This is a genomic window from Bacillus sp. SN32 (assembly GCF_002837495.1).
Lineage (GTDB): Bacteria > Bacillota > Bacilli > Bacillales > Bacillaceae > Bacillus > Bacillus subtilis.
The window spans coordinates 420,375-435,402 of record NZ_PJCT01000001.1 but is presented as its reverse complement, the minus strand read 5'-3'; the positions used below and the strand labels follow the sequence as shown (position 1 = coordinate 435,402).

Genomic DNA, 15,028 nt, shown 5'->3' with positions numbered 1-15,028 from the left:
CAACAAATGATTCAACTTTTCAAAAAATTAATAACATTTTCTCTTATCGAGAGTTGGGCGAGGGATTGGCCTTTTGACCCCAACAGCAACCGACCGTAATACCATTGTGAAATGGGGCGCACTGCTTTTCGCGCCGAGACTGATGTCTCATAAGGCACGGTGCTAATTCCATCAGATTGAATCTGAGAGATGAGAGAGGCAGTGTTTTACGCAGAAAAGCCTCTTTCTCTCATGGGAAAGAGGCTTTTTGTTGTGAGAAAACCTCTTAGCAGCCTGTATCCGCGGGTTAACGAGAGTGTTTTACATATAAAGGAGGAGAAACAATGACAACCATCAAAACATCGAATTTAGGATTTCCGAGAATCGGACTGAACCGGGAATGGAAAAAAGCACTTGAAGCGTATTGGAAAGGCAGTACTGATAAAGATACGTTTTTGAAGCAAATCGACGAACTATTTTTATCTGCAGTAAAAACACAAATTGACCAGCAGATTGATGTTGTGCCTGTTTCTGATTTCACACAGTATGACCATGTACTCGACACAGCAGTCAGCTTCAACTGGATCCCGAAACGTTTCAGACATTTGACTGACGCTACCGATACATACTTCGCTATCGCCCGCGGAATCAAAGACGCCGTATCTAGTGAAATGACAAAATGGTTTAATACAAATTACCATTACATCGTTCCGGAATATGACGAGAGCATTGAGTTCCGTCTGACAAGAAACAAACAACTCGAAGATTATCGCCGGATCAAACAGGAATACGGTGTGGAAACAAAGCCTGTGATTGTCGGCCCTTATACGTTCGTTACGCTTGCTAAAGGCTATGAACCGTCTGAAGCAAAAGCGATCCAAAAACGCCTTGTGCCATTATATGTACAGCTTTTGAAAGAGCTTGAAGAAGAAGGCGTAAAATGGGTTCAAATCGATGAGCCGGCGCTCGTTACCGCCTCTAGTGAAGATGTCCGCGGTGCAAAAGAATTATTTGAAAGCATTACAAGTGAGCTTTCATCCTTGAATGTGCTTTTGCAGACGTATTTTGATTCTGTTGATGCTTATGAAGAGCTGATCTCTTACCCGGTTCAGGGAATTGGCCTTGATTTCGTTCACGACAAAGGCAGAAACCTGGAACAGCTTAAAACACATGGCTTTCCGACAGACAAAGTGCTGGCAGCCGGCGTTATCGACGGACGCAACATTTGGAAAGCGGACCTTGAAGAGCGTCTCGATGCCGTTCTTGATATTCTCAGCATTGCAAAAGTTGATGAACTGTGGATTCAGCCTTCCAGCAGCCTGCTGCATGTTCCAGTAGCGAAACACCCTGATGAGCATTTGGAAAAAGACCTATTGAACGGATTATCCTACGCAAAAGAAAAGCTGGCCGAGCTGACAGCTTTGAAAGAAGGCTTAGTATCAGGAAAAGCGGCGATCAGCGAAGAGATTCAGCAGGCTAAGGCTGATATCCAGGCGCTTAAGCAGTTTGCAACAGGCGCCAATTCTGAACAAAAGAAAGAGCTTGAGCAATTAACTGATAAAGATTTCAAGCGCCCGATTCCGTTTGAAGAACGTTTAGCCCTGCAAAATGAATCTCTCGGCCTTACGCTTTTGCCGACGACAACGATCGGCAGCTTCCCGCAGTCTGCTGAAGTGCGGAGCGCACGCCAAAAATGGCGGAAAGCTGAGTGGTCCGATGAACAGTATCAAAACTTTATCAATGCGGAAACAAAAAGATGGATTGATATTCAGGAAGAATTGGAGCTTGATGTCCTTGTTCACGGCGAATTTGAACGGACAGACATGGTCGAATACTTCGGTGAAAAGCTGGCCGGTTTCGCCTTCACTAAATATGCCTGGGTTCAATCATACGGCTCACGCTGTGTCCGCCCGCCAGTCATTTACGGAGATGTTGAATTTATTGAACCGATGACAGTGAAAGACACAGTCTACGCACAGTCATTGACTTCCAAGCATGTGAAAGGAATGCTGACGGGCCCGGTTACAATCTTAAACTGGTCTTTCCCTCGAAACGACATCTCGAGGAAAGAAATCGCCTTCCAAATCGGGCTTGCCCTTCGCAAAGAAGTTAAAGCGCTTGAAGACGCAGGCATTCAAATCATTCAAGTTGATGAACCAGCGCTGCGCGAAGGCCTTCCATTGAAAACACGCGATTGGGATGAGTATTTGACTTGGGCGGCAGAAGCATTCAGATTAACCACTTCTTCCGTGAAAAACGAGACACAAATTCATACACATATGTGCTACAGCAACTTCGAAGATATCGTTGATACAATCAATGATCTTGATGCCGATGTGATTACAATCGAACATAGCAGAAGCCATGGAGGATTTTTAGATTACTTAAAAAACCACCCGTATTTGAAAGGGCTTGGCCTTGGTGTATATGACATTCACAGCCCTCGTGTGCCGTCAACTGAAGAAATGTACAATATTATCGTAGATGCGCTTGCCGTCTGTCCGACTGACCGCTTCTGGGTAAATCCGGACTGCGGATTGAAAACAAGACAGCAGGAAGAAACGGTTGCAGCATTGAAAAACATGGTTGAAGCCGCAAAACAGGCAAGAGCACAGCAGACACAGCTAGTATAATTTGAAAAAACCATCTGCATTTGGCAGATGGTTTTTTTCTATAATACAGCCACAATCAGTTTCTTATTTTAGCAAATCCCCCAATTACTTTGTTTATTTTGCACTTTTTTAAGAATGTTCTTTGCATTCTTTTCGGCTATACTAATAACACTCTATTGACAGGAGGGATTGGGATGAATCATGAAACGTTCTTAAAACGGGCTGTCACTCTCGCATGTGAAGGAGTGAATGCAGGAATCGGCGGGCCTTTTGGAGCCGTTATCGTGAAAGACGGAGCCATTATTGCAGAGGGACAGAACAACGTCACAACAAGCAATGATCCGACTGCCCACGCGGAAGTCACAGCTATTCGGAAAGCCTGTAAGGTGCTAGGAGCATACCAGCTTGATGACTGCATTTTGTATACGAGCTGTGAACCATGCCCAATGTGCTTGGGCGCCATCTACTGGGCCCGGCCTAAAGCCGTTTTCTATGCAGCTGAGCACACAGACGCTGCCGAAGCCGGGTTTGATGATTCATTCATTTATAAAGAAATTGATAAACCTGCTGAAGAAAGAACGATCCCCTTTTATCAAGTGACACTAACAGAGCATTTATCCCCTTTTCAAGCATGGCGGAACTTCGCCAATAAGAAAGAATATTAAAAGGATCAGGCATGTGCGGCCTGATCCTTGTTATTTCTCCAAGTAGCCGCTATGCCCTATGCAAATACAAAACAGCAATTATGCGCGCCGGAATTCAGCTTGGCAGACACCGAGCCAGCCGCCCCCTTCATCTGTAACTTTTGCAGGCTTTAAACGCTGTGATCGCTTCTCTGACGTTTTAAATTTCTGTGCCCACCCCTACCCCGTTCCGCGTCAATTCATAATGGATATAAGTCTGAATCCATTTATAAGAAATGTTTCAGACTTCGAAAAGATCACACCCGCTCCGACACCAAAAAACATCCTGAGAACACTCAGGATGCCGGTCATTATTTTAATTCTAGTTTTACATCAACATTTCCTCTGGTTGCCTTTGAGTAAGGACAGAATTCATGAGCGGCGTTGACAAGCTCTTGTGCCTTTTCCCGATCTAAATCTTTCGTGTTCACAACAAGTGTGACACCGATTTTAAACCCGCCGTCGCTCTCATCCTTCATGAGGCTGACCTGCCCTTCAATCTCCGAATCAATTTCGATATTCTGCTCTTTGGCTACGTGTTCGAGCGCGCCGCCAAAGCATGCAGCATACCCTGCCGCAAAGAGCTGTTCCGGATTTGTGCCGGTTTGTCCTTCTTTTTTGGCATTTGGCATGACAATATCAAAATCAAGAACACCGTCATCTGATGTAATATGTCCTGCCCGTCCGCCTCGCGCGGTTACTTTTGCTGTAAATAATGCCATATTTTCCAACCTCCTTATTTGTATCTAGTTGTTATATTTCCCTTTCTGATCTTTTTAAACATGCTATGTTTGCCGAGAATAGGAAAAGTGAAGTTTTTCAGATACAATAGAATCGAATGACAAAAAGAGTTGGTGAACAAAATGGAAAATAAATTTGATCATATGAAATTGGAGAATCAGCTTTGTTTTTTGCTATATGCGAGTTCGCGGGAAATGACAAAGCAATACAAGCCTCTGCTTGATAAGCTGAATATAACATACCCCCAATATTTGGCTTTGCTTTTGTTATGGGAACACGAAACGCTTACTGTCAAAAAAATGGGCGAACAGCTGTATTTAGATTCAGGAACGCTCACTCCTATGCTTAAACGAATGGAACAACAGGGTTTGATTACGAGAAAAAGATCAGAAGAGGATGAGCGGTCCGTGTTGATCAGCCTGACAGAGGACGGAGCGTTATTAAAGGATAAAGCGGTTGACATCCCAGAGACAATTCTGGGGCTCTCAAAGCAGTCTGGAGAGGATCTCAAACAGTTAAAATCCGCTCTATATACATTGCTGGAAACACTTCATCAAAAAAATTGAGGATGCCTTGTACAAGGCATCCTCTTTTTATTTATTCAGTAACCTCAAGTGTCACATCAATATTTCCGGAGGTTGCTTTTGAATACGGGCAGACGCCGTGCGCTTTTTTCACAAGCGCCTCCAATTCTGATGCACTGACTCCTTCTCCTTTTACTTGCAGCGTCACACCAAGCTTGTAGCCCTGGTCCGCTTCATCCTTTAACAGGCTTACATTCGCTGTAACCTCTGTCTCTACTTTTACTCGTTCTGTTCTTGCGACAAGCTGCAGGGCGCTGTCAAAGCAAGCTGCATAACCTGCTGCAAACAGCTGCTCTGGATTTGTCGCTTTTTCTAATTTCTTGGCTCTCGGTGTCCCCGGCATTGCGACATCAAGCTCAAGAACGCGGTCTGATGAAATGACCTTTCCTTCTCTTCCTCCTACCGCTGAAACAGTTGCTGTAAATAATGGCTGACTCATTTTTCATTCCCCCAATATATTTTATACAATTAAATTGTACACAATTAATTTTGGTATGTCAATTTTTCACGTATAAAAAAGCTTATCTCATTACGAGATAAGCTTTTTCATTGAACATTGCCCCGCTATTCACGGATTTGCCCAGTTCCTTTAATGATGTATTTTGTAGAAGTCAGTGCAGGAAGCCCCATCGGTCCTCTTGCATGAAGCTTTTGCGTGCTGATGCCGATTTCGGCTCCGTAGCCGAATTCAAAGCCGTCGGTAAAGCGGGTTGACGCGTTATGATAGACAGCGGCAGCATCGACAGCCGTTTGAAAATATGCCGCGTTTTTGTCATTTTCAGTTAAAATCGCTTCAGAATGATTGGTGCCGTATTGTTGGATATGCTTTACAGCTTCTCGGACGTTTTCAACCGTCTTTACGCTGAGGACAGGCGCTAAAAATTCGGTTTCCCAATCTTCTTTTGATGCTTGTTTGCTTGAAGGATGAAGTTCACATACCAATTCATCACCGCGAATTTCAACTCCCGCGTTTTCCAGCTGGTCCAGCAATTCTTTCCCGTGCTGTCTCGCCCAAGCCTTGTGAATCAGCAATGATTCAATCGCGTTGCATACAGAAGGGCGCTGCGTTTTGGCATTTACAACAACCTTTTCTGCCATTTGCGGTTTGGCTGTTTCGTCAATGAATATGTGGCAGTTTCCTGCTCCCGTTTCTAGTACAGGAACTGTTGATTCTCTCACAACGAGATCAATCAGTTTCTTGCCTCCGCGCGGAATCAATACGTCTAAACCATCATTTAACGTAAAGAGCTCTTTTGCTGTCTCTCTGCTCGTATCCTCAATCAGCTGCACAGCGTGAATCGGAAGCGCTGATTGCTCAAGTGCTCTGTGAATGACACTGACGAGCGCTTTGTTGCTATGGATGGCTGAGGAGCTTCCCCGCAGAACAACCGCGTTCCCTGTCTTCAGGCAAAGGGTAGCCGCATCAACTGTGACGTTTGGCCTCGCCTCATAAATCATTCCTACGACACCGAGCGGCACACGGATTTTTTCAATAAACAGGCCGTTTTCTTTTTCGATCGTTTCAAGAGAGTCGCCGACCGGGTCCGCTAAGTCGATTAAGAGCTCCACCGCGTCCGCGATATCGCGTATCCGTTTCTCATCCAATGTGAGACGGTCAATGATGTCCGGTGTTAAACCATTCTCTTTTCCGTTCTCAATGTCTTTTGCATTCTCCGCCAAGAGAAAATCAAGTTCTTTGCGGAGTCCGTTTGCAATGAGGCTGAGCGCCTCATCCTTCTCGGCTGTTGTTTTCATGATCATTTCGGCTGCTGCTTCTTTCGCCAGCTTCGCTTTTACAGAAACTTCACTCATTTTTCCGCCTCCTAGTCGTTTACATTGACCCAGTCATTCCTATGAATAACCTCAAACGTTTTCTCAAAATCAAGTTCGTCACTGCGTTTGCCTTTGGCTTCCATAATCTCCTCAGAGGAGTAATGGGTTTGGCCTTTGCCGATCACGCCGCCCGGTCCCCTGACTTCCACAACCGCCCCTTTCGGAAAGCTTCCGTTCACACCCACAACGCCAGCGGGCAAAAGGCTGCTTCCATTATGGATCATCGCCTCCTCGGCACCCGCATCAATGATAATTTCTCCCGATATCGGCGAGTGGAACTGAATCCACTGCCTTGTGTTGTTAACCGAAGATAGTTCTTTGTCTCCGATATAAGTGCCGTCTCCCCTGCCGTCCAAAATGTCCGCAAGTTTTTGCTCTCCGCTGCCAGTTCCAATGAATACTTTCACTCCCAGAGACAGCGCGGTTTGTGCGGCTAACAGCTTTGATTTCATTCCGCCGGTGCCGACCTTTGATCCGGCTGAACCTGCATATCCAAGCAATTCAGGCGTGATCTCCGGCAAATAATCAAATCGTTTCGCCTCAGGATTTTCATTTGGATTGGCATCATACAGTCCGTTAATGTCAGTGAGAATCATGAGCTGGTCCGCGTGAATCAATCCGCTGACTAACGCAGAAAGCATATCATTATCTCCGAATGTCAATTCTTCAACAGACGTAGAATCGTTCTCGTTGATAATCGGAATGACGCCGCGTTCCAATAATTCCATTATCGTAGCATACGCGTTTCGATACCGTTCTCTTTTCGAAAAATCATTTCTCGTTAAAAGGATTTGTCCCGGAGTCAGTGAGTATTGTTTAAATTGATTCATATATTGCTGCATTAACAGTGTTTGTCCGACCGCGGCCGCCGCCTGTTTTCCTTTGATGGTAACGGGACGGGACGGATATCCGAGGCTGGAAAACCCCGCCGCTACGGCACCCGAGGTAATCAGAATCATTTCATGCCCCGCTTTTTTTAACACGGAAATCGCCTGAACATGCTCTCTGATTTTTGCCTCATCAATGCTTCTTTTGCTATTTGTGAGCGAACTGCTTCCTATTTTCACTACTATTCTTTGTTTTTTCATTTATTCTCCTCCGCGGCTCTTCTACAATAAAAAAACCCATTTCATCCTGATTCATAAGGACGAAATGGGTTTCCGTGGTACCACCTTGATTGAACGCGCTTGTGCACGCTCCGCTCTCCTGTAACGCCAGGTTATGCGCCTAGGTTTTCCCCCTAGGACTCCAAGGCAGGTTCGGCAGGTTTCATGCGGCAAAATGTTTCAGCGATTCATTTTGCTCTCTGTCACAGAAAGATCTGCTTACTAATCCTCTTCAACGCTCAATGATTTTTTTATATTATGCAAAGAAAAAAGACACTTGTCAAGGTTTTTTGTCATCAAAAATAGCCCGCATTGCGCGGGCCTCTTGCAGTCTAGTTAAAGACGATTGTTTTATTTTCATGAACGATGACACGGTCTTCCAAATGCCATTTCACAGCACGGGCAAGCACGCTGCGTTCAATTGTTCTTCCGATGTTTTTCAGCGCTTCCGCATTATCGCGGTGGTCCACGCGCTCAATATCCTGTTCAATGATCGGTCCTTCATCAAGATCGTTTGTCACATAGTGAGATGTCGCACCGATCAGTTTCACGCCGCGCTCGTAAGCCCGTTTGTACGGATTCGCACCGATAAAAGCAGGCAGAAATGAATGGTGGATATTGATGATGCGATTCGGATGAGCCGAAACAAAATCAGGAGTTAGAATCTGCATATAGCGTGCAAGCACGATGACATCAACATCGTACTGCTCCAGCAGTTCAAGCTGCTTCTTTTCGACTTCCGCTCTGATGTCTTTGTTCGCTTTCATATAGTGGAATGGAATGTTCAGGCGCTCAACCAGCTCTCTCGCTTCCTCATGGTTACTGATGACAACAGCGATCTCCGCCATCAGGTTGCCGGTTTGCCATTCCCAAATCAGCTCATGCAGGCAATGAAGCTCCTTTGAAACAAAAATGGCGACACGCTTCAATTCACTTGCCAAAGTTAAGCTCCATGTCATGTCGAATTTTTCCGCTACAGAGGCAAACGCCGCCTGAAGAGATGCTTTTTTCTCACGAATGCCCGCGCAGTCGAATTCGATTCTCAGGAAGAACCGGCCGCCTTCAGGGTCTGTCGTATATTGATTTGATTCTATAATATTGGCATCGTGTTCAAATAAAAACGCAGAAACTGCAGAGACGATACCCGGCTGATCGGGGCAGCTGACCAAGAGCCGCCCTTTATCCTCATTTCCGTCACGGTATTCGTCCAACCGCTGAGTCATATATGATTTCATGAATAATCCCTCTTATCTTTGTAAGTCTAAACTATTTATCCATTATACTGAAGATTTGATAAAAATCAATTTATGACAGAATTTTTAAACCAACCGCTGAGCATAAAATCAACGCGATAAAGAAGATCCGTTTGGCGTCTTTCTGCTCCTTGTAAAAGAGGATGCCGACAAGCGCCCCGCCAGCGGTGCCAATTCCTGTCCAGACCGCGTAAGCCGTTCCCATCGGAATGGTTTCCATTGCGTACGACAGCAAGGAAAATGAAGCGGCAAAACCAACAATGATCAACAGCACCCATTTCACGCTTTTTTCTTTCGCATATTGATTCATAAGGGCCACGCCGGCCATTTCTAAACAGCCCGCGCACAGTAAACTGATCCAGTGCAGCATTATGCCTCGCCTCCTTTTTCCTCTGTCTCATCCTGTGTCACAAGCTTCAACCCGATTACACCGATTAAGAGCACGCCAATTAACAATAGCTTCGGCCATCCAATCGGTTCATGAAACAGAACGATTTCACTAAGTACTGTTCCCGCTGTGCCGAGCCCGGTAAAGACGGCATACACGGTACCAACAGGCAGACTGTGAGTCGCCTTTATTAGAAGGTAAAAGCTGAATATGATGCCGATGGCAGTGCCGCTCCATGTTAAGGCTGAGTCAGCGTGCTTTAAGCCTATCACCCAAACAACCTCGAAAACAGCGGCAAGCACGACCAATCCCCATTTCATTTTGAGTCATTCCTTTCTATCTATTAGGATTCTCCGAAAACAAAAAAACCCCGGACAGTCGTCTCACATGAGATTGACTCTCCCGGGCTTTTTTCCCTCCGTGTGCATACGCGCTTCTATTTACGCGTATGTGTTTTCTCTCGGACCAGTCCATGTCAATTGACATGCGGAACCCTAGAAAACTTTACATGATATCATGATACTAAACTCAGCTCTATCTTTCAATTGTAAGATTTTCTTTCATATACCGCGATCTGTTTATTCCATTTTCTGATCGTTTTGCTGTAATGCATGCCGATTTTCTCCGCTACCCGTATGGACGCTTTGTTACCCGGATCAATCAAAGCCGCCATTTTGCCGAACTGCCGCTTGTTAAAGCCATAGTCCAGACAGGCCCGAGCCGCTTCTTGCGCATAGCCGTTCCCCCAGTGGCGGCGGGCAAACATATAGCCAATTTCCATTACGGTTTGATTTTCGATCTGCTGGGGAACGATGCCGCATTGCCCCAAAAACTCCCCTGTCCGCTTATCTTCGGCGATCCACAGACTAACGCCGTACCCTTTTTCATTTCGTTGGTTCCAATTGATCCACTCGCGGGTTTGCCTCTTATCTTTTAAACCGGAATAATATTTCATGACGTCAGGATCATTAAAAAGCAGCCCAAACAAATTGGCTTGATCCCGATCTTCCATACAGCGCAAACGAATTCGATCGGTCACAAGCTTCGTTTTAGCGTTCATACTTCGCCACATCCTGCTTCCATTCTTTTTTGAGAGCTTCAATATGTGCCTGATGATAGCGGTTATGATCTGCCATATGCCAAATTCCCCATCGTATCGTCGCGGTGTCACCTTCGAAAGAAAGCGGCTGGTTCAAAGCATTTTCAGTTAAAGTGAAGCATACCGATTTCAGCTCGTCTACTACATGCTGATGTCTTTTCAGAAGTTCATCTAAGCCTGGCTGATTCACCGGTTCAGGCAGCCGTCCGCTTTCATCCGTCATCGGGCCGTATGCCTGTTCAATATGGTTCGGTATCCGATTTTCCTTGATACGCCAGACCCATCTGATATCAACATTTGTGATATGGTGCAAAAGCTGAGCCGTGCTGTTTTTTGTTTGGCAGCGCCCCTTATAGTAAAGTTCACTGTGTGTCATATGGCTTACGATAGAAGCCAGACGGAGACTGTTTTCTTCCACTGCGGAATACAGCAGACTGACCGTTGGCGCCATGTCGTTTCTTATGGATAAGTCCTTCATGTTCAGTTCCCCTCCTAACAGGTACATTTGACACCAAACAAAAATTCCCTTTAAAAAAGAAAAAAGCTCTCATTACAAGAGAGAGCCATCTTAGTTGTTATTTCCCGGTTTATATAAGTAAGGATCATGCTGCGGGTCATTAGAGGTATTTAAATCAAGGGATATATCACCTCGCGCATTCATCGTGCCTAAGGTGATCGAAGACAGCAGTTTGGGGCTGTACCCTTTTTCCTCAAGCTTCTCAAACAGCCAGGATCGGTTTTTTTGGAGATATTTCAAATTATGATCAAGGATTTCGCCATCCAGTATGAGCGGAATCGGGATAAAATTCCGTTCAGCTTCCATATTCAAATCCCGCACCTGTACCGCTCTCGCTTCCTCTTTCGGGATGACGCTTACTTCTCCCGTTTCTTCAATGATAGCAAGATCAATGTCAGCCGGGTCGGCATAGCCCTTTTCCCTCAGCTTTCCGAGCAGTTCATTAACAGTCAGCCTTTCTTTACGAAGGCCGCGTTCATCAATATCCCCGTTCCGGATAAGGACAGTCGGGCTCACGACTAGGAGCCATCGCCATTTATTAGATAAAGAGAGCTTGCTCATGATAAGATAAAGCACCAAAAAAGCACCCGCATAATAAATTGACATCGGCAGCTTGGATGTAAGGATCGGCTCACTGATAATAGTTCCGATTGCGAAGGTCAAAAGCAGATCAAAATTGTTCATTTGTGACACAGCTTTTTTACCGGCAAGCCGAAATAAAATATATGCAATCGAAAATACGATAACTGGCTTCAGTAAAAATACCCATATCATCCATAACACCGATCTTTACCTCCATCCGCTGGTCATATTGAGCCTATTGTGCCCCTTGGCAGGCCCTCTATGCATCAGTGTCTAAATAGGCGAACGTGCACATCGCCTGAACATAACATAATAGAAAGTGACACCGATTGGAGGCGCAATACGCAATATGAAAAATCAGAAGTCGAATACCCTTTGGCCCTTTGATCTGCCATTGGCTCCCCAACCCGCGGGCTACCAGCAGCAAACAATCGACAGGCTGGCCGGTTTGGAGCTAAGGATGGAGCAACTAATTAGAGCGATTGAGGTAAACAATGAATTGCTGAGAACAATGCAAGAACAGCAAAACCGTGTATGCACAAATGGCGGCGGGTCTGTGATTGTCCGGATGTAGAAACCGGCGTTTGTCTACCTTCTTATATCTCAATAAAAAACTCTTCTCTGAAAGGAGAAGAGTTTCATGTATGTGTTCAAACGGACTGCGCCAAACTTAATTGCGGACCGAATAACTCGTAATGGATAGACTCCGGCGCTGATCCGAGTTCTGATACAAGCTTATGCATTGCCGTAATAAACGACGGTGAACCGCAAATATAGTAATCCGCATCTGTGTTGGCAATCAGTTCTTTGAGGAATTGCTGATCAATCTGTCCTTCATGAAAATGCAGATCACCTGCACGGTCTTCCTCTGTCGGCTCGCGATACACAAATGCTGTTTTAACAGCAGAATGTTTCGCTGCCTCTTCTACTTCATGGCGCAATGCATGATATTCACTGTTTTTCGCCGCATGAATGAACAGAATTTGCCGTTCAGGCTGTTTGGAAACAGATGTTTTCAGCATGCTGATCATTGGTGTAATGCCAACTCCGGCACTGATCAAAACGAGATCTTTTTGTGATGCAGGATCTAAAATAAAGTCCCCTGCCGGTGCGCTGATCTCTATTGAATCTCCCTCCTGCAGCCCATCGTGTAAGTAGGAAGACACGACACCATCCTTCTTCACGGAAATTCGATAATAGTCTTTTCGCGGCATATCAGACAGGCTGTACTGGCGGATATGCGTATATTCAGAATCAGGAATCCGCACTTTGATGCTGATATATTGCCCTGCTTGGAATTCAGGTAACGGCTTGCCGTCTTCCGTTTTCAAATAGAAGGATGTAATTTCTTTGCTTTCTCGCTCTTTTTTTGCGATAACGAATGGCTTATACTCTTTCCAGCCGCCGGCTTGCTCTTCCGCCTGTTCATACATGTCTTTTTCAATTCCGATGAACGCGTCAGCAATGACTCCGTACGCTTTCTCCCATGCCTGCATAATGTCAGGGGTTGCAGCGTCTCCCAATACATCTTTAATCGCAATCAGCAAATATTTACCGACGATTGGGTAGTGCTCAGGCTTAATTCCGATACTGCGGTGCTTGTGGCCGATTTGTTTGACAACCGGAATGATGTTTCCTAATTGGTCAATGTTTGCCGCAGCTGCAATAACAGCATTTGCCAGTGCAGTTCGCTGTGTTTTTTTCTTTTGGTTTGTTTGATTAAAAATGTTCAAAAGCTCTGGATGGTCTTGAAACATCCGATCGTAAAAACGGCCAGTGATTGTTTCTCCATGCTGATGCAATACGGGTACAGTGCTTTTAATAATTTCGATTGTTTTGTTATCTAACATTGTATAAACAATCCTTTCGAAAAGATGTATTTAGAATATATCTTTAAAATACATGATCTTAGGAATAAAAGATATATCTTAAATGAATCTTTAATAAAGTTGTCACAAAATTATCAATTTAACATGACATTTGTTACTTTTTTATAGAATCCCCTAGCAAAAACGGACTAACCATTGTAATAATCACCATTGAAAAGTACAAAAAAACCCAAAACAACTTATGTTTTGGGTTTAACGTCACCAAGGTTTATCAGTTCCGAGCGCATTTGCAAGCGCCTGGCTGTGTTTCTTGCGGTTCTTTCGTTCATTAGCGCGCTGTACTGCTGTATTATGAAGCATGATTTCTTCTTCTGTTTCCGGTACAACTCTCGGTACAGGCACCGGCTTGCCATTTGAATCTAATGCGACAAATGTCAAAAAGGATGTGGCAGCGAGTTCCCGTTCGCCAGTCATCAAATGCTCCTTAATGACTTTCACAAATACTTCCATAGAAGATGTGCCGACCCATGTCACATATGACTCTAGGCAGACAGAATCCTTTTGCCCGATCGGCTTTAAAAAATCTACAGAATCCATTGAAGCCGTTACGGTTTCACGTCTGCAATGGCGCGCCGCGGAAATAGAGGCAATGTCATCGATGTAGCTCATTAATTTTCCGCCAAACAGCGTATTATGGTTGTTCGTGTCAAGCGGGAACACCCTGCTGGTTTTTACAACCTTTGACTCTTTACAAAATCTTGTTTCCGGTGTTTCCATACCTTTCTCCCCTTTGATGTCTGATCTTTTAGCTAAATGCACTTATATTCTCCTATTAAACAATATTCTCTTCCATTTGTCTAAAATTTAAAATGGTTTAATGATTTTCATGATGAGGGAATAATAAATGTATTCTTCACACTTTAGGAGGAAAAACAAATGGACGTATCCATCCCGAAATCTCAGCACAAAACAGTATGCCGAACGGAATACGGCACACTTCAGAAAGTGATCTTATGCAAACCTGAGCACATGACCATAAAAGATGTTATAAACGAAACACAAAAACATTTTGAAGATGACAATATTCATGTAAAAACCGCCAACGACCAGCACAGCCGTTTAGTGGAGGCACTTAGGTCACACAACGTTGAGGTCGTCCTTTTGCCCGTTCGCGACGGACTCCCAGAACAGGTTTTCACTAGGGATATAGGGTTTGTCATCGGAGAAAAAGCGTTCCTATCGAGCATGACTGAACCGATTCGCCAAGGAGAAGAAGCCGTTATAAAAGATTTTTTTCACAGCCAAGGTATCTCTTACACCCGCATGCTTGATACGAGTATTGAAGGCGGAGACGTCATTATCGATGATGACATTGTCTATGTCGGAATCAGCCAGCGCACCGACATTTCGGCTATCGGCCAGCTGGAAGAGGCACTTCCTGAATACACGATCGTTCCAGTGAAGCTGCATGAAAAATTTTTGCATTTGGACTGCGTATTTAACATTGTATCTGAAAGCGAAGCGTTAATTTATCCACAAGCCATAGAGCCAAAGGCAGCCGATATGCTGGCAAAACGTTATGATCTTATTGAGGTGCCCGAGGACGAACAATTTACGCTTGGCACCAACGTCCTTTCAATCGGAAAAAAAACGATCATCAGTCTCCCTGGCAACCGCCATGTCAATCAACAGCTATCGAAAAGAGGCTATCACATTATCGAAATTGACCTGTCAGAAATTATTAAATCGGGCGGCTCCTTCAGGTGCTGCACAATGCCGCTGATTCGAGGCGATTGAAGAATCTTCCCCTTTTTCATGTTTT

17 protein-coding genes, 2 riboswitches and 1 other annotated feature are annotated in these 15,028 nt (G+C 44.8%); of the genes, 5 read left to right on the top strand and 12 right to left on the bottom strand.

All coding sequences use genetic code 11. From position 1 onward, the window contains the following. The first annotated feature begins 40 nt into the window (after positions 1 to 40). A riboswitch (SAM riboswitch) is annotated at positions 41 to 196 on the top strand. Positions 197 to 323: 127 nt separating this feature from the next. Both metE and guaD read left to right on the top strand, forming a co-directional pair. After that, on the top strand, positions 324 to 2,612 hold the full coding sequence (gene metE, locus CW370_RS02420) for a 5-methyltetrahydropteroyltriglutamate--homocysteine S-methyltransferase (protein ID WP_101169467.1): 2,289 nt from the start codon (positions 324 to 326) through the stop codon (positions 2,610 to 2,612). 173 nt (positions 2,613 to 2,785) lie between these two features. Continuing rightward, positions 2,786 to 3,256, top strand: a complete 471-nt coding sequence (gene guaD / locus CW370_RS02415; protein ID WP_003245084.1) for a guanine deaminase — start codon at positions 2,786 to 2,788, stop codon at positions 3,254 to 3,256. Between the two features lie 329 nt (positions 3,257 to 3,585). Here guaD and CW370_RS02410 read toward each other — a convergent pair whose 3' ends face one another. Beyond that, positions 3,586 to 3,996: an organic hydroperoxide resistance protein gene (locus tag CW370_RS02410; RefSeq protein ID WP_003232570.1), complete on the bottom strand. Its 411-nt coding sequence runs from the start codon at positions 3,994 to 3,996 to the stop codon at positions 3,586 to 3,588. 141 nt (positions 3,997 to 4,137) lie between these two features. Here CW370_RS02410 and ohrR point away from each other — a divergent pair, with 141 nt between their 5' ends. Then, on the top strand, positions 4,138 to 4,581 hold the full coding sequence (gene ohrR, locus CW370_RS02405) for an organic hydroperoxide resistance transcriptional regulator OhrR (protein WP_024572766.1): 444 nt from the start codon (positions 4,138 to 4,140) through the stop codon (positions 4,579 to 4,581). A gap of 31 nt (positions 4,582 to 4,612) precedes the next feature. On the opposite strand, the gene CW370_RS02400 is transcribed toward ohrR, so the two are convergent. From CW370_RS02400 to CW370_RS02360, 9 genes are all read right to left on the bottom strand, one after another. After that, the gene (locus CW370_RS02400; RefSeq protein ID WP_024572767.1) at positions 4,613 to 5,038 is read right to left on the bottom strand and encodes an organic hydroperoxide resistance protein; all 426 of its coding nucleotides are present in this window, start codon (positions 5,036 to 5,038) and stop codon (positions 4,613 to 4,615) included. Positions 5,039 to 5,163: 125 nt separating this feature from the next. Continuing rightward, on the bottom strand, positions 5,164 to 6,411 hold the full coding sequence (proA, locus tag CW370_RS02395) for a glutamate-5-semialdehyde dehydrogenase (protein ID WP_017695097.1): 1,248 nt from the start codon (positions 6,409 to 6,411) through the stop codon (positions 5,164 to 5,166). Between the two features lie 11 nt (positions 6,412 to 6,422). Continuing rightward, positions 6,423 to 7,520 (bottom strand): glutamate 5-kinase, encoded by a 1,098-nt coding sequence (proB, locus tag CW370_RS02390; RefSeq protein WP_024572768.1) that lies wholly within the window; start codon positions 7,518 to 7,520, stop codon positions 6,423 to 6,425. Positions 7,521 to 7,572: 52 nt separating this feature from the next. Continuing rightward, positions 7,573 to 7,783: a binding site (T-box leader), on the bottom strand. Positions 7,784 to 7,870: 87 nt separating this feature from the next. Beyond that, on the bottom strand, positions 7,871 to 8,773 hold the full coding sequence (gene purU / locus CW370_RS02385; protein ID WP_014479590.1) for a formyltetrahydrofolate deformylase: 903 nt from the start codon (positions 8,771 to 8,773) through the stop codon (positions 7,871 to 7,873). A gap of 70 nt (positions 8,774 to 8,843) precedes the next feature. Continuing rightward, entirely contained in the window at positions 8,844 to 9,161 is a 318-nt protein-coding gene (gene ykkD / locus CW370_RS02380) for a multidrug efflux SMR transporter subunit YkkD (RefSeq protein WP_014476583.1), read from the bottom strand. Then, positions 9,161 to 9,499, bottom strand: a complete 339-nt coding sequence (gene ykkC / locus CW370_RS02375; RefSeq protein WP_024572769.1) for a multidrug efflux SMR transporter subunit YkkC — start codon at positions 9,497 to 9,499, stop codon at positions 9,161 to 9,163. Before ykkC ends, ykkD begins: the two co-directional genes overlap by 1 nt. A 77-nt stretch (positions 9,500 to 9,576) precedes the next feature. Then, a riboswitch (guanidine-I (ykkC/yxkD leader) is annotated at positions 9,577 to 9,688 on the bottom strand. A gap of 32 nt (positions 9,689 to 9,720) precedes the next feature. Beyond that, a complete protein-coding gene (locus tag CW370_RS02370) occupies positions 9,721 to 10,239 on the bottom strand; it encodes a GNAT family N-acetyltransferase (RefSeq protein WP_101169466.1) in 519 nt (172 codons plus the stop codon). Then, a complete protein-coding gene (locus tag CW370_RS02365) occupies positions 10,229 to 10,756 on the bottom strand; it encodes a DinB family protein (protein WP_017695101.1) in 528 nt (175 codons plus the stop codon). Before CW370_RS02365 ends, CW370_RS02370 begins: the two co-directional genes overlap by 11 nt. 90 nt (positions 10,757 to 10,846) lie before the next feature. After that, positions 10,847 to 11,578: a DUF421 domain-containing protein gene (locus CW370_RS02360; RefSeq protein ID WP_017695102.1), complete on the bottom strand. Its 732-nt coding sequence runs from the start codon at positions 11,576 to 11,578 to the stop codon at positions 10,847 to 10,849. Positions 11,579 to 11,726: 148 nt separating this feature from the next. On the opposite strand from CW370_RS02360, the gene CW370_RS02355 reads away from it, so the two are divergent. Further along, complete coding sequence (locus CW370_RS02355; protein ID WP_029946312.1) at positions 11,727 to 11,951, top strand: hypothetical protein; 225 nt, start codon at positions 11,727 to 11,729, stop codon at positions 11,949 to 11,951. A gap of 76 nt (positions 11,952 to 12,027) precedes the next feature. On the opposite strand, the gene hmpA is transcribed toward CW370_RS02355, so the two are convergent. Both hmpA and CW370_RS02345 read right to left on the bottom strand, forming a co-directional pair. Next, positions 12,028 to 13,239, bottom strand: coding sequence for an NO-inducible flavohemoprotein (gene hmpA, locus CW370_RS02350; protein ID WP_324777674.1), 1,212 nt, complete (start codon positions 13,237 to 13,239; stop codon positions 12,028 to 12,030). A gap of 225 nt (positions 13,240 to 13,464) precedes the next feature. Next, entirely contained in the window at positions 13,465 to 13,983 is a 519-nt protein-coding gene (locus CW370_RS02345) for an acyl-CoA thioesterase (RefSeq protein ID WP_003232595.1), read from the bottom strand. 159 nt (positions 13,984 to 14,142) lie between these two features. Here CW370_RS02345 and CW370_RS02340 point away from each other — a divergent pair, with 159 nt between their 5' ends. Then, positions 14,143 to 15,003 (top strand): dimethylarginine dimethylaminohydrolase family protein, encoded by an 861-nt coding sequence (locus CW370_RS02340; RefSeq protein ID WP_024573559.1) that lies wholly within the window; start codon positions 14,143 to 14,145, stop codon positions 15,001 to 15,003. Positions 15,004 to 15,028 lie beyond the last annotated feature (25 nt).